The sequence below is a fragment of the Gloeothece verrucosa PCC 7822 genome (assembly GCF_000147335.1).
Lineage (GTDB): Bacteria > Cyanobacteriota > Cyanobacteriia > Cyanobacteriales > Microcystaceae > Gloeothece > Gloeothece verrucosa.
This window is the reverse complement of sequence record NC_014501.1, coordinates 1,838,460-1,856,612: the sequence shown is the minus strand read 5'-3', so window position 1 is coordinate 1,856,612 and position 18,153 is coordinate 1,838,460. Positions and strand designations below refer to the sequence as shown.

Sequence of the window (18,153 nt, the reverse complement as noted above, 5' to 3'; positions counted from 1 at the left end):
GCTCCTCCTCTGGCCCAAAATTCAGCACCAAAAACCCTTAAGCTAAAGCAATAACCGCATTTTGTCCCCCAAAGCCAAAACCGAAACACAATACAGAACAGATTGTTTGTTGCTGTGGCTGTGTGATTAAATTCAAATCAAAAGCCGACTCTTGTAAACCGACACAAGGCGGTAACTGTTGATGCCGCAAAGCCATTAACGAAAAAGCTATCCCCATTGCTCCTGAAGCCCCCAAAGTATGGCCTGTCGCTCCTTTGGTAGAACTTACAGCAACCCGATGAGAAAATAGATGTTTAATCAGTTGGGCTTCTCGATGATCATTGAGTTGGGTGCTAGTTCCATGAGCATGAATATAGTCAATATCACTATTCAAAAGACAGCTACGCTCTAAACATTGTTTAACAGCCATCGCCGCACTGTGAAAATTCCTATCGGGGGCACTGACATGATAAGCATCACAAGTCAAACCAAATCCTAACACTCGCCCATAGATCAACGCACCCCTTTGTGCGGCATTCGCTTCAGACTCTAATACAAATACGGCTCCCCCTTCAGCTAAAACTAGCCCTTCTCGCTTGTGATCAAAGGGATAACATCCGGTCGTGGCTAATGCCCCCATTTGCTCAAAACTGGCTAAATTTAAGGGAGTGATGGGCGCTTCTACAGCCCCGGCAATCACCCGTTGACATCGACCTTGTTGAATCAGTTCTACCCCTTGAGCAATTGCCCAAATTCCTGTGGCACAAGCAGCCATCGGTGCCAAAACCGGACCGGTAGAACCCAGGAGACGAGCAGTAGCGATAGCACAATGATGGGGAAGATGATCTAACCAAGACTCGAGACGGATAGAGGAATAGTCAGGTGGAGAAGTTTGTCTTGGGTGATGCCTGGCGATGCTGGTGAGCCATTGCTCCCAAACGGCTTGATATCCTCGACTTGATCCCATCACGACACCGCATTCGGCTAAGGGAGTGGTGAGATTAGCATCTTTTAAGGCAGTATGAACCAGTTGTTCAGTGAGAGAGGAGAGGCTGATGGGTGTTTGGTCGATTAATCCTAGAGGGCGGGGAGCGAATGCAGGAAAAGGTTGATGAAGTTTGATTCCCGATTTTCCTGCCAGTAGACTTTGCCAACTTTCGGTTAAATCCCCCAAACAGGAAAGTAAGCCGATGCCGGTAACAACGACGTTCACTTCTTGAGATTTTCTAATCCTGATGTGACTTTAGCCGATTCAATGCGATCGCCCTGTTTAATCTTGTCTACCACATCCATTCCCTGAGTAACATAGCCAAATACCGCATAGTCTCCATCGAGGAAATCTAAATCTGACAGGGCAAAATAAAACTGAGAGGAAGCTGAATCCGGCGCTTGAGCGCGAGCCATCGCCACAGCCCCCCGTTTATGATTTAACACCACTTGAGGAGCCGAAAAGCCGGCCTGTTGTCCTAACCCTTTACTGTAGGTAGGCTCTGCTTGCCCCTTGAGTTTAATTTCTAAGGGCACATAGCGAGGTTTTTTCGAGGCGGGATCAACAAATCCCCCCATTCCCGTGCCTTGAGGGTCTCCTCCTTGAGCGACAAACGGTTGAGGTTCTTTGACCACTCGGTGAAAAGTCAGTCCATTGTAAAAACCCCGTTCAACGAGATCAACAAAATTGCCGGCTGTGATGGGAGCATCTACTCCATCAACTTCTATGATCACAGGCGAACCATTGATTTTCATCTCTACGGTTGCCTTTCCGTCAAGGCGGGGCTTGTAATTACTCATAGTTAAACTAGCCGCATTGGCTGTAGTAGGGGTTGAGTTATCGCTATTAGCGTCACTAGAAATTGCTTGAGGATTTGAACAGCCAGTTAAAATTACACTGCAACTGACCACCAAACAAAACAGTAAAGTTAAGCAACGTTGAATCAATTTTCCCATAGTTATTGGCTCTTCGCTTACAATCCTTCTAAGGGAACACCCAAGAAACGAGCTAACTCGGCTCCTTGATTTTCCAGTTCTGATAAAGCCAGAGGTTGTCCAACGCGAGTTAAAGGAATGTCTCGACGTTGTTTAACCCGTAGGTAGAGACAGCGTTGAGGGTTAAGTCCTTCTCGAATTTCTGCCCGTACTGACTGCACCTCATCTAGCTTACACTCAAATTCAATGCGGCGGTTTTTGCCCGGAAATCCCGAGCGAAAAATTCTCACCAGTCCGGTTTCTTTATTAAATTCGTTGTAGCCGCCTCCAATATTCCAGAGGATGGTGAGCCACAAATACAGGGCTAGTAATGAACCGGCCACTCCATAAAATAGTAGAGCGGCTCCTTGGGGGATAAATTGCAGTTCAGAGGGATCGCTAACCAGTACCAAATTAACCTTTAAGTAACTTGATAAGCCGGCTAACAAAAAGCCGATTCCACCGATGGAGATTACTGTTGCCCACCAGTAGTTGCTGAATCGACGCGCTCCTAATACCTCTTGCAGTAGGATTTGGTTATCTTTAGTCATTAGTTTGGTGTCATTAGTCATGAGTCAGTTGTCAAAATTTCTCAGTCCTAACCTATAACTTATCATTATTCAGTCGCCACCCCTGTTCGGGTGTTCTCTCCCTCGCTGTGCTAAGGATCTCTGTTCGACTGTTCACTCCTCCTTCTGATAAAATTGTTTCAAGATTTCTGAGACGAGTGTGTCATTTTGTAAATTTTTTGCTAATAATAATTAAAAGCAGGCCATTAACTCAGAGTCATTATTTGCCTTCTAGGTAAGACTGAGCCTCAACCTGTGCTATTTTAAGAAAAGTTAAAATCACGGTGGACAAAATCAGCCGTGATGGCAAAGAAACAAAACCCCAAATTGAAAGACTGCACCAGAAAAACTGGTAAAGTGGTCTAAGGTTGTCATCATAACCCTTGATGAGATACCTAACCTGAACAAAAACAAAGATCACATTGAGAAATCTTGCAATTCTCTCAGTTAAGCAAGAGGAAATAACAATATGACTATTGCAGTCGGACGTGCCCCAGCCGAAAGAGGCGTGTTTGATGTCGTTGATGACTGGTTAAAGCGCGATCGCTTTGTATTTATTGGTTGGTCTGGTTTATTACTGTTCCCCTGTGCCTACATGGCCCTGGGTGGATGGTTAACTGGTACTACCTTTGTGACCTCCTGGTACACTCACGGACTAGCCAGTTCCTACTTAGAAGGATGTAACTTCTTGACCGTAGCGGTTTCGACTCCGGCTGACAGCATGGGTCACTCCATTCTGTTCCTCTGGGGTCCAGAAGCTCAAGGTGACTTGACTCGCTGGTTTCAAATTGGTGGGTTATGGCCGTTTGTCGCCCTTCACGGTGCTTTCTCGCTGATAGGCTTCATGCTGCGTCAGTTTGAAATTGCTCGTCTGGTCGGCATTCGTCCTTACAACGCCATAGCTTTTTCTGCTCCGATTGCGGTATTCGTATCAGTGTTCCTGATGTACCCCTTGGGACAGTCTAGCTGGTTCTTTGCTCCTAGTTTCGGAGTTGCTGGTATTTTCCGTTTCATCTTGTTTGTACAAGGGTTCCACAACTTCACCCTCAACCCCTTCCACATGATGGGCGTTGCTGGTGTACTCGGTGGTGCGCTGCTTTGTGCGATTCACGGTGCAACCGTAGAAAATACCCTCTTCCAAGATGGGGACGAAGCTAACACCTTCAGAGCATTTGAACCAACCCAAGCCGAAGAAACCTATTCAATGGTTACAGCTAACCGTTTCTGGTCTCAAATCTTTGGGATTGCTTTTTCTAACAAGCGTTGGTTACACTTCTTCATGCTGTTTGTGCCAGTAACCGGCTTGTGGATGGCCAGCATTGGGATCATTGGTATTGCCTTGAACCTGCGGGCTTATGACTTTGTTTCACAAGAATTACGGGCGGCTGAAGACCCCGAGTTTGAAACATTCTATACTAAAAACATTCTGCTGAACGAAGGGTTAAGAGCTTGGATGGCTCCCCAAGATCAGCCTCACGAACAATTTGTATTCCCTGAGGAGGTTCTGCCCCGTGGTAACGCTCTCTAATGCTTCAGTTGGGAGCAGTCGTGACTTCAACTCTACCGGTTTTGCTTGGTGGGCAGGTAATGCTCGTCTGATCAACCTCTCTGGTAAGTTACTTGGCGCTCACGTTGCTCATGCTGGTTTGATTGTTTTCTGGGCTGGTGCTATGACCCTGTTTGAAGTAGCACACTTTATCCCTGAAAAGCCTATGTATGAGCAGGGTTTGATTCTCCTGCCTCACTTAGCAACATTAGGTTGGGGTGTTGGACCTGCCGGTGAAGTGATTGATACTTTCCCGTATTTTGTAGTAGGTGTTCTGCACTTAATTTCTTCTGCGGTTCTCGGTTTCGGCGGCATCTATCATGCCCTGCGCGGACCTGAAACTTTAGAAGAATACTCCAGTTTCTTTGGTTATGACTGGAAAGACAAAAACCAAATGACCAACATCATCGGTTATCACCTCATTCTCTTAGGCTGTGGTGCGCTGTTGTTGGTATTTAAAGCCATGTTCTTCGGCGGTGTTTATGATACCTGGGCGCCCGGTGGTGGTGATGTCCGGGTGATCTCTAACCCCACCCTGAACCCCGCGATCATCTTCGGTTATCTGACAAAAGCTCCCTTCGGTGGAGAAGGCTGGATCATCAGCGTCAATAACATGGAAGATATCATCGGCGGACACATTTGGGTTGGTCTGATTTGTATTTTCGGTGGAATTTGGCACATCCTCACCAAGCCTTTTGGTTGGGCACGTCGTGCTTTCATCTGGTCTGGTGAAGCTTATCTGTCTTACAGTCTCGGTGCGCTGTCCTTAATGGGCTTCATCGCTTCTGTATATGTTTGGTTTAATAACACTGCTTATCCCAGTGAGTTTTATGGTCCTACTGGGATGGAAGCTTCTCAATCTCAAGCGTTTACCTTCTTGGTTCGTGACCAACGCTTAGGAGCTAATATTGGTTCTGCTCAAGGTCCCACTGGGTTAGGTAAATACTTGATGCGTTCTCCTACTGGGGAAATCATCTTCGGTGGTGAAACCATGCGCTTCTGGGATTTCCGTGGCCCTTGGTTAGAACCCCTTCGTGGTCCTAATGGTCTTGACCTCGATAAATTAAGAAATGACGTTCAGCCTTGGCAAGTTCGCCGCGCTGCTGAGTACATGACCCATGCGCCTTTAGGTTCTTTGAACTCTGTGGGTGGAGTTATCACTGACGTTAACTCTTTCAACTATGTGTCTCCCCGTGCTTGGTTGGCAACCTCTCACTTTACTCTCGGTTTCTTCTTCCTCGTTGGTCACCTGTGGCACGCGGGACGCGCTCGCGCTGCTGCGGCTGGTTTCGAGAAAGGGATCGATCGTGAGACTGAACCCGTTCTAGCTATGCCTGATCTTGACTAAGATTTGGGTTTAAGAAAATAATTTTAGAGGCTCCTGCTGTGATGGTGGGAGCCTTTATAGTTGATAGTTAACAGTTTTCTTTTTCTTTTTCTTCGTTTATCCAGCAGCCGGAACTTGAAGAGTCAAAACAGATAATTTGAGGATCTTTATTATGTTTTTTGAAAAATTTCTTAAGTTTTGTTTTTTCTGATTCACACTTTTTCTTAATTTCATCAGTATCGTTTAATTCTCCCTTATGTACTGAGACAGCAATAGATTTAACATCAGTTTTAGCTATAGCTTCTAAAATATGGCTGTCTTGAATCATGTTATTTTCTTCTCTCATTGACCATCCATAAATAACTAAATTTTTAATCTTAATTGTTTCATTGTTCTTTTTAATTTTTAACCTTGAAAGAACTTCATCATATACAGTTTTAAGATAATTGCTACTTTGAATAGCCTTCTTTTTATCACGAGAAGTTCCTTCAGAGACAAAAAGCGGATAATATTCACCTGTTTCTTTCTCTTCCCATTTTTCACGGATAATTTCAAGTAAATTAGTTGTTTCTGTTCTTGCTATTTTGATTTCTTGACCATATATATCAGTAGCTAAAAATAAATTGCCATGAGGATAAAATACTAAAGCATTCGTAGTACAAATTCAAAATCTTTAGTTTCAAGATAATTAAAAATTTGTTGTTCCTCATCTGTAATATGACCTTGTTCAACAGCCTTTTCATATAAATTATCATAGGAGAAGCCGTCATGTATAGCCCTACTAGAGCCATTACCTAAAATGATAGCTGAATCTTTATCTGTAAATTTGTTGCTAATTTTATTCCAGTCCTGTAATTGACTCATTTGTCATTAAACCCATATAACTGTACATAGTTATAGTTCCCGTTTAGCTCGGTAAATTAACATATATATAAAAAAAATCATCATGCTAGATAGCACCATTGAATATTAACTATTAAAAACCCACACCCTGAAGGGTGGGGCTATACGGACGAAGCCTGCCTTCGCAGGCTAAAATATATAATTGCTATAGCAAGGAAGGTTCCAAAATGATTCAGGACATTATTGTATTTAGTCCGCGAAGGCGGACTTTGTTCGTGTAGCTGCACCCTTCAGGGTGTCAGTTTTGTAAAGCAGACTTATGTCAGCGTAACTTATAAAGCCGTCATAACCTTAAGAAATTCGTCAGACAAATCTACATTATCTTGACTTTTATTCTTAAACAAAACACCAGCTAAAAAATAGATATTTTGAGAATAAAAAGCCTGACGATTTTTACGAAGTTCGGTAATAGTATTTTTAACCTTTGGTTCACTACTATAGTAACCAAACTGTAAAGGCGAAATCATGAAATCAACAATTTGATAACCCTGAGAAATAGCATACTCTACCGTTTCAACCGGATTAGAATAAGCCGAAATTAACAACATAACATTCTCACAACCGAGAGACAAAAGCGTTTTAGTAATGGTTGCTCCATCTTCGCCGCCATAAAGAGAAGGCATATAAAGATCATCATCAGGAGCGGGTAAATAAGGAGGATTAGCAATTAAATAACTCGCCGCAGAAATATTGCTAAAAAAACATTTATTATGAATAATATATTTATTTTTCAGTCGATATTGTTCAATTCTATTTTGAGCGAGTTCACAAGCCGCCGCATTTAATTCATAACCGTGAATAGTCCCATAAAACTTATTTTTGGTTAAACAATTAATCACCGGACTGCCATCCCCAGACCCAAATTCAATGATCGAATCAAACGGCGTACAATTATTTAACACCATTTTTTCCAAACATTGAGAATAAAACTGTGATTCTTCAGGACAAAAGAAAACTTCATTAGGGGAATAAGCTTCTACTTCTGGGTTATTTCTTAATAGTGCTTCTTTCATTAGTTTTTATTTGAAGTGTTGATTAACAGGACACAATAAACCGTCAACAATGAGCCAAGAGTCATTGTGATTAATAGAGTTTAAAAAATTGTGATTAATTCAATTGTTTGATAGCTTGAACAACCGCAGAACCAGCGCGATCACCCATCAATTTTTCTTGGTCGTAACCGAGTAGCAACTCCCAAGCATTCTCGGGATATTTTTCCACTAGAGGTAAAGCCACTTCCTGCAACATCCATTGACCATGACGTTCATCTTCTCGGATGTGCAATTCCCAATAACCCATCGCCGTGTCGGACAGTTGTAGCCGCTCGGCAGCCATCATATAATCTTGATAAATAGAAGGGCCAGCAATTTCAAAATAAGTCAGTCCACCGTTGTAGCGTAAGAAATGCCGCTTGCATTCAGTTAGCAAGAAATTGTGATTAATACAAGCCAAAACTTCCCAAGGAACAGAATGTAAATAGGCTTCTGGCTGAGTATTTAAGCCCAATTCTGCCATCATTTGGGCAAAAAAAGTAGAATGTTTCCGCTTTAGACGACCATTACCGTATTCTTCTAACAATACCCGAATTAAAGTTGCCTGCACTTCATTAGAAGCACCGCCAAGAATTCTAGATAGACGACTTGCTTCCACTAACCCATCAAGGGAAGCAATAATTAACAAATGTCGATAACCTTCTAGAGAAATTTCTTCATGTAAATAGCGTTTATTCTCGCTTATAGGCGGGTTTAAATCTGCCTCACCCCGTTCTATCAATGCTTGCTTTACATCAGTTTGTTGCAATTGAACCACATCTAAATGTGACAATTCCCAGCCTTGCCATACTTCCTCAATACGGTTACGCACCCACTGTAAATAAAACGAACGCTCATTTTTATAGTGCTGTAAATCATCGTACCAAAATAGGTTAAGGCGATTAATTCGGTAGAGAATTCGTTGTAAAAATAGATGTGCTGCGGCTGTATTATCTGCCTCAAGAGGGTTGTTATAAGCAGTGGTTAAAGCATTAGTAATCGCGGCTTCAAGTTCGCTGACCAGTTCGGGTTTTTCATATACCAGTTGGTCTAAATTTTCGGTTTCTAAAAGTTTGATAAATTGTTGTTCTGCTTCAATATAGTTAAAAAATTGAGAGGCAGCGGATGGATCTATGAATACTTTCTTATTCAAAAAATTATTACTCAACACTAATGCCATATTACTCGGACTGAAATAGGGAATGAAAACAACATATAAGAGGGTTTTGTCTATTAATTTAACAATACTTAATTCATCTTAACTACTTCTTCCATCTATAGGCAGAATCATTTTAAGAAACTTTTCCCTAAACATTCTTTCTAATACTTCCGAAGTATTCCATTATCATTAAAGCTAATTTTCAATATGATACGACTTAATATTGACGGTAGTTTTAACTGCCGGGTCGCGTTTCATCCCATTACTAAAGTGAGTGGGTTTTCACGCTCCCGTCATTATTTATACATCAAATAGTATTGCTATAGGTTTGAGCAAATTATTGTTACTGCGAGTCTAGAAAGGATTGGTCAGAGGGGAGGATAATTCTGGCCGGTATACCAACGGCAGTGGCTTTTGGTGGGATGTAAGAATTGTTTAAGACAACAGCATTAGCACCCACTTTAGCATAATCACCAATAGTGGCGTTCGACAAAATTTTAGCTCCAGCGCCTATTAGTACGCCATGACCAATTTTCACGCTTTTGACAATAGTCACTTGCTGGAATATTGCACAGTTTACACCAATCACAGCTTCTGGATGAATAACAATCCCTTGAGGGTGAAGAAGCAGTAGCCCACCTCCTAACTGACAATTAAGAGGAATATCTGCTCCACTAACAACACTCCAAAAACGATGGGTTAAGACATAATATTTTGAGATTAAATTGCCCAATACACCGCCCTTAGTTTTCCACTTTTGATATTGGCGAATTGACTTAAGCAGTTGACGGCCTGGAGACCACCATTTGTAAATTTTTTCACGACTCCAATCTGGGTCAATAGTAGTATTTTCATTTTTAGTAAACGATAGCATAAGTTGATAAGTAGTTTTGTTTACAATGGGCTATAACTGATTATTTTCATCATACTCTATCTAAAGCGCGATGATTTTTTCTCCGATGTTACTAGAGGTTGGAGTTGGGTAATCAATTTTTTGCTTTAAAATATTAAGAAACGCACTTAAATTTATGAGCCAGCTAAGTTTAGAACAAATTGCTACTCAACTAGAAAGTCCTAACTCGCGTGATCGCCTATTAGCCCTAGCTTCTTTGCGGGAAGTGCCGGCAGAGGATGCTGTACCCCTCATTAAAAAAGTTTTAGACGATGAGATGCTGCCGGTGCGTTCAATGGCAGTTTTTGCCTTGGGCGTGAAACAGACAGAGGAATGTTACCCGATTTTAGTCAAACTGCTAGAAACCGATCCAGATTATGGAATTCGCGCGGATGCAGCCGGAGCATTAGGTTATTTAGCGGATGCTAGAGCTTTTGAGCCGCTAGTACGGGCATTTTATGAAGATACAGAATGGTTAGTACGCTTTAGTGCGGCTGTGTCTTTGGGAAATTTACAGGATATTCGTGCTAAAGAAGTCCTGTTGGAAGCTTTAAACACTCAAGAAGCGGTAATTCAACAAGCGGCGATCGCGGCTTTAGGAGAAATTAGAGCGACTGATGCTGTCGATAAAATCCTTAATTTTGTCGACTCCCCAGACTGGTTAATTAGACAACGGTTAGCTGAAGCATTGGGGAATCTGAAAACTCAAAAAAGTATTTCAGCACTCAAATTTCTTTCAAAAGATGCTCATCCTCAAGTGAGTCAAGCCGCGACTCTATCTCTTCAACGTCTTGAAGCTTCGGCTTAACCAAGTTAGATCATGGCGTACAATTGAAGAAAGGAAACAAATAATTCGGGCAGAGTCAGACTAACGGCAAAGGATTGTTGGAAAATTCATGGAGATTAAAGAGTTTTTAGATTTATGGGTTGATAAATGGTTTGCTTTACGCACGAGCTATCAATTAGAAAAAAAGAAAATTGAAAATAGCAAGTCGGAAATTACCATAGAAAGTTTATCTGTAGATCACCCAGAAGTGCTTAAACTGTGTGAACACTACCAAATTGACCCCAGTTCAACCCTAGGCGGCTTAAAAACCAGTTGGGATAATTCTGTAGACTGGGGTAAACCTAAGCAAAGTGGCTCTACAGTGGTTGTTTGGATTCCTGATAGAGATCATCCTCTCACAGGTAAGCTGTTACAGAAAGGCAAATCTCAATCTTTCTTAGGTCGTTATAGTTTAGGTAATGATCAAGCCTTGACCTTAATTGTAGAAGAGGCCGATACCTATTTTGAGGAACGAGTCTGGTTTGCTACTCCTAATTTACGGTTACGCAATAGTCTGATTAAAGGTGCCAATGGTTTTAGCCAAACGGCTTTTTATTCAGAAATTCGTCGTGTTGCTCCTAAAAATTAGGCTAAAAAACGATGGGTGAACAGTTACAGATCAATCACTCATCGTTATTTTATCGATTTTCTCAGCAATTTAAGCCGTTTTCTGGTGGATTATCTTTATTGGTGAGAATCTTCAACCAAATTTATTCGATTTTCATTTTCTACTGCTTGAGATTTACAACTGCCAAAAATCCATTCCTCCGCATGACAATTAGGATTTATGTCAATTCTTAAGCTACTTTTAACCATATATAAAAGCAGAGAAATAATAAATATATTACCTAACCATACTAAAGGTTGTAATGTTTTATCTTTCATGGCTTATGTATTATTTATACAAAACTTCTTATTACCAAGAAATTATTAATACCGTTTTGAATCTTTTTTTAAGCTAGAAAAAATAGACGCTTCAATATAAGCGGATAATTTAATAAATAAATGACTATTTAATAAACATCTGATTAATTCAAATGTCAAGTTAGCTAAATTATTAAGTTAATTTAGGTGAGTTATCTATAGTCAGTCTATTGTTATTTTCACTGTAGTTTAGCTTTAAACACAACCGTATAATTTCGTAACTTAGTTTTTCATAGTAAAAATTTAATTAAGTGATTATAAGACTTTACTCGAGTTTGGTCTTAAGCACAAGCGTATAATTTCTGAAATTCAATTTTTTTTATTAAAGATTTGATAAAGTGGTTCTGAACTCTTACTCGAGTTTGGTCTTAAACACAAGCGTATAATTTCTGAAAATCAATTTTTTTTATTAAAGATTTGATGAAGATAATCTGAAACTAAACGCGAGTTTTTTAAGTACAATTACTCAATCGATAAATTTCTATTTTCCGAGACAAAAGCGGCTAAAAATGCGATCTAATACCGATTCTGTCACTTCTTCTCCTGTAATTTCGCCTAAAGCTTGGATAGCGCTGCGTAAATCAATTGTCCAAAAGTCTAGGGGCAATTGATTGTTGATCGTCTCTTGTACTTGCTGCAAGGAAAGTGAAGCCTGGGTGAGTGCTGCCGCTTGTCGTTGATTAATAGCAATTTCCAAATTAGTCACTGTTAGATGACCACTTTGAACACTGTTGAGAATAATTTTCTCTAATTGATCAATTCCCTCATTTTTAGCCGCTACCGTCTCAACAACAGAAGTAATATCTGAGGGATAATTAACAGATTTAGCTTCTTGAAGATCAGTTTTATTAATGACTAAAATGAGAGGACGATGTTTAACTTGTTGATAAATTTGTTCATCTTCAGGAGTCCATCCCGTTTGAGCATCAATAGTGAGTAAAATTAAATCAGCCGCTTCAGCCGCATGACGCGATCGCTCAACCCCAATTTTTTCTACCCGGTCATCTGTTTCGCGTATACCTGCTGTATCTAAAACTTGAATAGGAATTCCTCCGACTACCAATTGAGATTCAACTACATCGCGAGTAGTTCCAGGCAAATCGGTAACAATAGCGCGATCACTGCGACTCCAAGCATTTAATAAACTTGATTTTCCCACATTAGGACGACCAACAATCGCCACTTTTAAGCCGCTACGGAGTAATTCTCCTCGATCAGCAGTAGCTAAAATCTGGTTAACTTCAATTAATACAGCCGCTAGATGTTGTTTAATTTCATCTTCATTTAAAGGCGGTAAATCTTCCTCAAAATCGATCCTCGCTTCTACCTCAGCCAAAATATCTAAACAATTCGAACGCAGTTGACGGATAGGATGAGCGAGTTTTCCTTGTAACCCAGCTAGGGCAATTTGAGAAGCTTGTACAGACTGAGAATTAACTAATTCTGCAACACTTTCCGCTTGAGTTAAATCAAGTCGTCCATTGAGAAAAGCCCGCAGGGTAAATTCGCCTGGTTGAGCCAATCTTGCCCCATTTTCTAAACATAATTGTAGAACTTGTTGAACGGGAATAATGCCCCCATGACAGTGAAATTCGATCACATCTTCTTTAGTATAGGAACGGGGAGCAAGCATCAATAATAATAACGCTTCGTCTATCAGTTGTCCGCTTTGAGGATGGCGGATATAGCCGTAAAGAATGCGGTGAGTTTCCCAAGCTTGTTTGCCGGGAGCATAAAATACAGTACGGGCAATGGCTAAGGCAAGAGTCCCCGATAAGCGTACAATCCCAATACTGCCCTGTTGGGGGACAATAGCAGTAGCGATAGCGGCAATGGTTTCTCCGGGAATGATAGACATTTATGATTAAATTTAGACAGATCTTTTTACACTGTTACTGTTGTTGTGCCTGCCACAATTCATGAGGGGTGGGTGGCGAAATAATTCGCCACTGGGGTACTGTCTCACGTCGATTCCTGGTCGGTTTTTAAGTAAGGATACGGCGTGGGGTATAGGAGAAGATTCAGCGAATGATAATGACCATTAACTATTGATAATTAACAATACTAGCAAAATCTGCCGGATCTAAACTAGCTCCCCCGACTAAAGCCCCATCTATTTCCGATTGTTTCATAATTTCATCAATATTATTGGGTTTAACGGAGCCGCCATACTGAATCGGAACATTTTTATTGGTCAACTGCTCTCGAATTAAACCAATCACTCGGTTAGCTTCAGTGGATTCACAAGTGTCACCGGTTCCAATGGCCCAGATAGGTTCATAAGCAATCACGAGATTATTTTGATCTACATCTACCAAATCTCGTTTTAATTGATTAATGATAATCTTTTCGGTTTCACCGGCATCTCGTTGTGATTTAGATTCCCCGACGCACAGAATAGGAATCAAGCCATGTTTTTGAGCGGCAAGGAGTCGTAAATTGACAGTTTCATCGGTTTCTCCGAAATACTGGCGGCGTTCGCTGTGACCAATAATCACGTAATTAACCCCGATTTCGGTAAGCATAGGTCCTGCAATTTCACCTGTATAAGCACCGGCATCTTCCCAGTGGATATTTTGTGCCCCTAACCTAATGCGGCTCCCATGTAAATTTTTAGACATGGCTCCTAAAGTTGTAAACGGGGCACAGAGGACAATTTCTCTAGATTCGTTTGTATTGTCTACTTTGGATTTAAATGTTTGCACAAACTCTAAAGCTTCTGCTTGAGTCTTGTACATTTTCCAGTTACCGGCAATAATAATTTTTCGCACAATCTAACCCTAAATGTCAACTTCAATACATAATGCAGACCTCTAGTTTAAGGCTTTGGGTAAACATTCTCAAGGCTAGTACAAAGTAGCATGAACAAGAGTTAACCGTTAAGCGTGATAGCTGAGGAATGATTCATGACTATTGTACAGGGGAAGGGTTTTGCGCCTCTAGCGGCTCCTGATTATCTTCTAAAAAGGTTTTCACCGTTTTATCAGGACTTAAAACGAGACGGATTTGGGGGTTTTTTACGCTCTCAGGAGGAGGAGAGACAAAGGGTTCATTCAATAAGGGCATATAGGTACGATCTAGATAAATATTCGCCGTTCTACCTAGCGGAATAATACGCCCGATAGAGCCATCTGAATTTAAAACTAAACGATATTCCAAGGTATGTTTTAAATTTGCTGGAGGTTGCCATCGCTGTTGAAAATATTCTCTAACCTCTGTCACTTGAGGAATAGTATCCAATAAAGCGGCGTTGTTTTGATTGTGAGGCAAATTAGCCGCCAACTGAGACTGAGATTGTTGAGAAGGTAGGGTCGCGGTTTGTGAGGGTAGATTGGGTAATTTCGGCAGCGTGGGAACGGCCGTGCTATAGGGCATCGAGTAAGCCGTATTAGCACTTTGAGTGGGAGTATTAGATAGGGTGGGGATGGAGTTAGGTCTTGGGGGAGTGGGTAAAGTCGATAGACTGGGGGACCGAACGAGTTCCGCACTGGGATCGCGCACTTGTGCCCCACTAGCGGCACTAGAAGAAGAAGGAGTGGCAGGAAGATTAGGGGTTAAAACGATGGTGTTTCTCTGGGGGGCAGAGGGGACTACCGGTGTCGGAGGCAGAACATTTTTTGGAGGGGTGACTAAAGCAATAGAGGGGTTACGAGACGGTGGGGTAGCTTGTCCGACTCCGGGGGGTGGGGGTAATTTTTTTTGTTGTGCTAAAGATGGGGCTAAGATGGGGGAGGGAACAGAGGTATTAGAAGGGGGTAAAGGAACAGGAGGTAAAATATCTTTAATGGTAGATTGACCCGATGAGGGGGAAGGCTCATCAAGAGCCGTTTCTTGGGATAGGGAACGATACCATTTGATTCCTACCGTTGGAATACCCACTGCTACGAGGGCTACTAGCGCGGTTATGGCCCAAATAACAATTTTTTTAGTCGGTTTGACCTTTTCTAAATTGGGAGAACTTTCTGCCTCTAGACTATATTCTTCTAAAGCATTGGCTAAATCGAATAATTGAGAGATACTCAAGAGAACTTCGCTTTTGTTCTGATTCGTGATCAGTAGGCTACAGTCGAGTTCATGAGTGAGTAAGCCTTTGGGGGTTAATGAAGGCAGTATCGTTAAGGATAAAGCCGAATGATTGCTACCCTCCACGCTTTTTGAGTCAATTACTTTTAACTCTGTTGGAAGACTCTTTTCGGGTGTGCCGTTGACTAGGGCTTCTTGAGGCTCAACATTTAAGGTTGAATTTCCTACATAATAGGGAATGACCGCTTTTGCTGAAATTAAGGATAAATTGCTTGGGGAGGAGGTCAGCAAATTTTGTACATAACTGCTGACTCGATCACACAGAAGTTGAAGTTCACCGCGATCTCCTTCTAAAATGACTTGTTGCTCATCAAGGATTTTAGGGTCATCGAACAGGAGTTTAAACTTAAAATCAATAATGGGATTATGAGTTTTCCACAAAGATAGCCAAGAACGTCTACCCCAAATTTCTAGGGTACAAGTCGGGGGTGTGTAGCGTCGGATCAGGGAATTAGAGAATAACATCTTTTTAATTTTTCACAACTGAAAGGGAAAACCGGCAGCAGAAAAGGACAAGACTAATGAGTCATGACTCCCATAAAACGTTGATTTAACAGGGCTAACCAAAGGCGACGATAGCCGTTAAAACCGCTATAAAACAGTAAATCAACCAGAAGTTTATAAGCGAGTGAGAACAGTTGTTGGGGCGAGACATTCTCGCTGTTTTCCATGCGTTCTTGATACAACTTACTAAAAATATCCAGATAATCGCTTAACAAAGCGCTATGATGAGGGTCTTTATTGTCAGCTACGGTTTGTTCTAGCAGAGAAACGGCACGGCGAATCAATTCTTGATGTTGTTTAGCCAGATGAGAAATAATCAAGACTAATGCCCTGGCTTCTTCGACGTTGAGGTTTTTCCGTTCACCTGAATTTTTACGTAAGGGGTTAGCGGCGCGAAGTTGCCACAGAGCTATGTGATCGCTGAAGATGGACTCTAAACTTAATTCCTGTGCTGTGTTTAGAATGGTATCCGAGTCGATTTTGGCCAAAGCTTCTAGGGCCAGTAAAATCAGATCTAAGTAAGCTCTAATATTATCTAACTGTTGCGGTTCAGGGAATTGAACCAAGGGCCAGTCTTTTGGGTCAACGGTGGATAAAGGTGTTTGAACGTAGGAGCGCATATATTAACAATTGATTTTTCTTAAGTGTGGTTTTATATTATGACGAAATTATTTTAAACTAGACTCCCTAGAGGGCGATGATTTATTTTTTTATTCAATGCTAACTCGGAGAGAGTCTAATGAGTGTAGAGTCTATGGCTGATGTAGCCATTAAACAAAATTTAGAACAGTTTTTAGTGGTACTGTCTGTTTCTTTGAGTGTAGCAACTATCTCAAGAATTTTTACCCCCTTTCGCTCCTTTCCTTATACTTTACTATTGGTCATGGTGGGATTAGGGTTAGCTTTTGTTGACATTCACTTGGTTAACCTTTCTCCAGAACTGATTTTAGAGATCTTTCTGCCGCCTCTGTTATTTGAAGCCGCTTGGAATGTTCCTTGGCGAGATTTAAAAGCAAATTGGCTTTCAGTGGCTTTATTTGCAGTATTAGGGGTTATTATTTCAATTTTTGGCGTGGCTTCTGCCGTCAGCCAATTTACGACTCTTCCTTTAACCATTGCTTTGTTATTGGGAGCTAGTTTGGCGGCTACTGATCCGGTGTCTGTGGTTGCTCTTTTTCGGGAATTGGGGGCCAGTAAGAAGTTAACCGTTTTAATGGAGGGTGAAAGTTTATTTAATGATGGGGTGGCGGTTGTTGCTTTTGTGTTACTGGTGGGCATACCATTGGGCGTTGAGGAGTTTTCTTTAACTCATACTCTTGTTCAGTTTTTTACTTTTACAGGTCTGGGTATAGGCATTGGTTGTTTGATCGGGTTTGGCATTTCCTATCTGACTCAACGCTTTGATCTTCCGTTAGTAGAACAATCTTTAACCCTAGTTTCTGCTTACGGGACTTATTTAATTATCGAAGAATTGGGCGGTTCAGGGGTCATTGGCGTTGTCACTGTGGGAATAATTTTGGGCAATTTCGGTTCCCGTATTGGCATGAACCCTCGTACCCGTCTTTTGGTGTGCGAGTTTTGGGAGTTTTTAGCGTTTTTTGTCAATTCTATTGTTTTTTTGTTAATTGGTGATCAGATTAAATTTTCGTCTTTGAGTGATAATTTGCCTCTTATTTTTATCTCTATTGTTGCTGTGGTTTTGACTCGTCTGATTGCTATTTTTGGCTTAGGAAGTCTTAATAATTTATTGACAAAAAACAAAATTAATGCTAAAGAAAAAACTATTTTATGGTGGGGAGGATTAAGGGGATCGGTGTCTATTGCCCTAGCTTTAAGTGTTCCCACAGTTTTAGAGGCAAGACAAGATATTATCGATGCTGTTTTTGGCGTGGTTTTGTTTACTTTATTAGTTCAGGGATTAACCACTAAATTATTTTTAGAAAAGTTAGATTTAATTGGCGATCAACCCTTACGTCAAGAATATTCCGAATTATTGGCGCGGCGAACCGCGTTATTAAGGATATTAGAATATTTGGATAAATTGGATCAAACCCCTGAAGTTGATGAACAGTTTTATCGCTATGAACAAACGTTAGTCAAAGGAGAATTGCAAGTAATTGAAGCGAAAATTAGCGAATATAATCAGCAATATCCTCAGTTGCGTTCTTTAATTATGGAACAAATCCGAGAAACGTTAATAGATATTGAGGCAGAAACTTATGCCGAATTTATTAGCACTGGACGATTAAATCAAAAACTCTCACCTGTATTGCAGGAAATATTGACGAGAGCAGAAGAAAAATAAATGGTTAGGGTGCGTCTCTAACTAATCCTTGTTAAGGATTGCCAGCTAAACCAAATAACTTAGCCAAACCCCCTAAAATAGCAACGATTAACCGCATAAAAATACGACGACTGATAAATTCTTGAGTTTCTATGGGCTTGGCT

The 18,153-nt window shown here is 41.1% G+C and carries 18 protein-coding genes; 5 read left to right on the top strand and 13 right to left on the bottom strand.

Annotation, left to right across the window (positions count from 1 at the left end; translation table 11 throughout):
• Window positions 1-37: 37 nt before the first annotated feature.
• From CYAN7822_RS08285 to CYAN7822_RS08275, 3 genes are read right to left on the bottom strand one after another with little or no spacing between them, the layout of a single operon-like run.
• Window positions 38-1,192 carry a beta-ketoacyl-ACP synthase gene (locus tag CYAN7822_RS08285; protein ID WP_013321796.1) on the bottom strand — a complete coding sequence of 385 codons (1,155 nt, stop codon included), beginning with the start codon at window positions 1,190-1,192 and terminating at the stop codon, window positions 38-40.
• Complete coding sequence (locus tag CYAN7822_RS08280; RefSeq protein WP_013321795.1) at window positions 1,189-1,923, bottom strand: peptidylprolyl isomerase; 735 nt, start codon at window positions 1,921-1,923, stop codon at window positions 1,189-1,191. Before CYAN7822_RS08280 ends, CYAN7822_RS08285 begins: the two co-directional genes overlap by 4 nt.
• Before the next feature lie 17 nt (window positions 1,924-1,940).
• The gene (locus CYAN7822_RS08275; protein ID WP_041933593.1) at window positions 1,941-2,492 is read right to left on the bottom strand and encodes a photosystem I assembly protein Ycf4; all 552 of its coding nucleotides are present in this window, start codon (window positions 2,490-2,492) and stop codon (window positions 1,941-1,943) included.
• 487 nt (window positions 2,493-2,979) lie between these two features.
• Here CYAN7822_RS08275 and psbD point away from each other — a divergent pair, with 487 nt between their 5' ends.
• Both psbD and psbC read left to right on the top strand, forming a co-directional pair.
• Window positions 2,980-4,038: a photosystem II D2 protein (photosystem q(a) protein) gene (psbD, locus tag CYAN7822_RS08270; protein WP_013321793.1), complete on the top strand. Its 1,059-nt coding sequence runs from the start codon at window positions 2,980-2,982 to the stop codon at window positions 4,036-4,038.
• The gene (psbC, locus tag CYAN7822_RS08265; RefSeq protein ID WP_013321792.1) at window positions 4,022-5,404 is read left to right on the top strand and encodes a photosystem II reaction center protein CP43; all 1,383 of its coding nucleotides are present in this window, start codon (window positions 4,022-4,024) and stop codon (window positions 5,402-5,404) included. Before psbD ends, psbC begins: the two co-directional genes overlap by 17 nt.
• A gap of 67 nt (window positions 5,405-5,471) precedes the next feature.
• Here psbC and CYAN7822_RS36750 read toward each other — a convergent pair whose 3' ends face one another.
• The 5 genes from CYAN7822_RS36750 to CYAN7822_RS08240 form a co-directional block, all read right to left on the bottom strand.
• Complete coding sequence (locus CYAN7822_RS36750) at window positions 5,472-5,987, bottom strand: DUF4917 family protein (RefSeq protein ID WP_245602751.1); 516 nt, start codon at window positions 5,985-5,987, stop codon at window positions 5,472-5,474.
• A gap of 38 nt (window positions 5,988-6,025) precedes the next feature.
• Window positions 6,026-6,247, bottom strand: coding sequence for a DUF4917 family protein (locus CYAN7822_RS08255; protein WP_041933173.1), 222 nt, complete (start codon window positions 6,245-6,247; stop codon window positions 6,026-6,028).
• 311 nt (window positions 6,248-6,558) lie between these two features.
• Entirely contained in the window at window positions 6,559-7,299 is a 741-nt protein-coding gene (locus CYAN7822_RS08250; protein ID WP_013321791.1) for a class I SAM-dependent methyltransferase, read from the bottom strand.
• Between the two features lie 94 nt (window positions 7,300-7,393).
• Window positions 7,394-8,497: an iron-containing redox enzyme family protein gene (locus tag CYAN7822_RS08245; protein ID WP_013321790.1), complete on the bottom strand. Its 1,104-nt coding sequence runs from the start codon at window positions 8,495-8,497 to the stop codon at window positions 7,394-7,396.
• 322 nt (window positions 8,498-8,819) lie between these two features.
• On the bottom strand, window positions 8,820-9,350 hold the full coding sequence (locus tag CYAN7822_RS08240) for a serine O-acetyltransferase (protein ID WP_013321789.1): 531 nt from the start codon (window positions 9,348-9,350) through the stop codon (window positions 8,820-8,822).
• Window positions 9,351-9,504: 154 nt separating this feature from the next.
• On the opposite strand from CYAN7822_RS08240, the gene CYAN7822_RS08235 reads away from it, so the two are divergent.
• On the top strand, window positions 9,505-10,176 hold the full coding sequence (locus CYAN7822_RS08235; RefSeq protein WP_013321788.1) for a HEAT repeat domain-containing protein: 672 nt from the start codon (window positions 9,505-9,507) through the stop codon (window positions 10,174-10,176).
• Between the two features lie 88 nt (window positions 10,177-10,264).
• Window positions 10,265-10,783 carry a phycobiliprotein lyase gene (locus tag CYAN7822_RS08230; RefSeq protein ID WP_013321787.1) on the top strand — a complete coding sequence of 173 codons (519 nt, stop codon included), beginning with the start codon at window positions 10,265-10,267 and terminating at the stop codon, window positions 10,781-10,783.
• A 95-nt stretch (window positions 10,784-10,878) separates the two neighbouring features.
• On the opposite strand, the gene CYAN7822_RS08225 is transcribed toward CYAN7822_RS08230, so the two are convergent.
• The 5 genes from CYAN7822_RS08225 to CYAN7822_RS08205 all read right to left on the bottom strand — a co-directional run bounded on the left by CYAN7822_RS08225 (window position 10,879) and on the right by CYAN7822_RS08205 (window position 16,325).
• Window positions 10,879-11,079 carry a hypothetical protein gene (locus CYAN7822_RS08225; protein ID WP_013321786.1) on the bottom strand — a complete coding sequence of 67 codons (201 nt, stop codon included), beginning with the start codon at window positions 11,077-11,079 and terminating at the stop codon, window positions 10,879-10,881.
• Window positions 11,080-11,599: 520 nt separating this feature from the next.
• Entirely contained in the window at window positions 11,600-12,976 is a 1,377-nt protein-coding gene (gene mnmE, locus CYAN7822_RS08220; RefSeq protein WP_013321785.1) for a tRNA uridine-5-carboxymethylaminomethyl(34) synthesis GTPase MnmE, read from the bottom strand.
• Between the two features lie 187 nt (window positions 12,977-13,163).
• Entirely contained in the window at window positions 13,164-13,889 is a 726-nt protein-coding gene (gene tpiA, locus CYAN7822_RS08215) for a triose-phosphate isomerase (protein WP_041933172.1), read from the bottom strand.
• A 139-nt stretch (window positions 13,890-14,028) separates the two neighbouring features.
• A complete protein-coding gene (locus tag CYAN7822_RS08210) occupies window positions 14,029-15,666 on the bottom strand; it encodes a DUF4335 domain-containing protein (protein WP_013321783.1) in 1,638 nt (545 codons plus the stop codon).
• Window positions 15,667-15,719: 53 nt separating this feature from the next.
• Window positions 15,720-16,325: a DUF3038 domain-containing protein gene (locus CYAN7822_RS08205; RefSeq protein ID WP_013321782.1), complete on the bottom strand. Its 606-nt coding sequence runs from the start codon at window positions 16,323-16,325 to the stop codon at window positions 15,720-15,722.
• 119 nt (window positions 16,326-16,444) lie between these two features.
• Between CYAN7822_RS08205 and CYAN7822_RS08200 the strand changes: the two genes are divergently transcribed.
• Complete coding sequence (locus CYAN7822_RS08200; RefSeq protein ID WP_013321781.1) at window positions 16,445-18,010, top strand: cation:proton antiporter; 1,566 nt, start codon at window positions 16,445-16,447, stop codon at window positions 18,008-18,010.
• The last annotated feature ends 143 nt before the right edge of the window (window positions 18,011-18,153 follow it).

Bases quoted from the DNA above. Each gene is read 5' to 3' on its own strand.
- CYAN7822_RS08280 (WP_013321795.1), bottom strand. From the start codon at position 1,923: ATGGGAAAATTGATTCAACGTTGCTTAACTTTACTGTTTTGTTTGGTG.
- CYAN7822_RS08275 (WP_041933593.1), bottom strand. From the start codon at position 2,492: ATGACTAAAGATAACCAAATCCTACTGCAAGAGGTATTAGGAGCGCGT.
- psbD (WP_013321793.1), top strand. From the start codon at position 2,980: ATGACTATTGCAGTCGGACGTGCCCCAGCCGAAAGAGGCGTGTTTGAT.
- CYAN7822_RS08255 (WP_041933173.1), bottom strand. From the start codon at position 6,247: ATGAGTCAATTACAGGACTGGAATAAAATTAGCAACAAATTTACAGAT.
- CYAN7822_RS08250 (WP_013321791.1), bottom strand. From the start codon at position 7,299: ATGAAAGAAGCACTATTAAGAAATAACCCAGAAGTAGAAGCTTATTCC.
- CYAN7822_RS08245 (WP_013321790.1), bottom strand. From the start codon at position 8,497: ATGGCATTAGTGTTGAGTAATAATTTTTTGAATAAGAAAGTATTCATA.
- CYAN7822_RS08240 (WP_013321789.1), bottom strand. From the start codon at position 9,350: ATGCTATCGTTTACTAAAAATGAAAATACTACTATTGACCCAGATTGG.
- CYAN7822_RS08235 (WP_013321788.1), top strand. From the start codon at position 9,505: ATGAGCCAGCTAAGTTTAGAACAAATTGCTACTCAACTAGAAAGTCCT.
- CYAN7822_RS08230 (WP_013321787.1), top strand. From the start codon at position 10,265: ATGGAGATTAAAGAGTTTTTAGATTTATGGGTTGATAAATGGTTTGCT.
- CYAN7822_RS08225 (WP_013321786.1), bottom strand. From the start codon at position 11,079: ATGAAAGATAAAACATTACAACCTTTAGTATGGTTAGGTAATATATTT.
- mnmE (WP_013321785.1), bottom strand. From the start codon at position 12,976: ATGTCTATCATTCCCGGAGAAACCATTGCCGCTATCGCTACTGCTATT.
- CYAN7822_RS08210 (WP_013321783.1), bottom strand. From the start codon at position 15,666: ATGTTATTCTCTAATTCCCTGATCCGACGCTACACACCCCCGACTTGT.
- CYAN7822_RS08205 (WP_013321782.1), bottom strand. From the start codon at position 16,325: ATGCGCTCCTACGTTCAAACACCTTTATCCACCGTTGACCCAAAAGAC.
- CYAN7822_RS08200 (WP_013321781.1), top strand. From the start codon at position 16,445: ATGAGTGTAGAGTCTATGGCTGATGTAGCCATTAAACAAAATTTAGAA.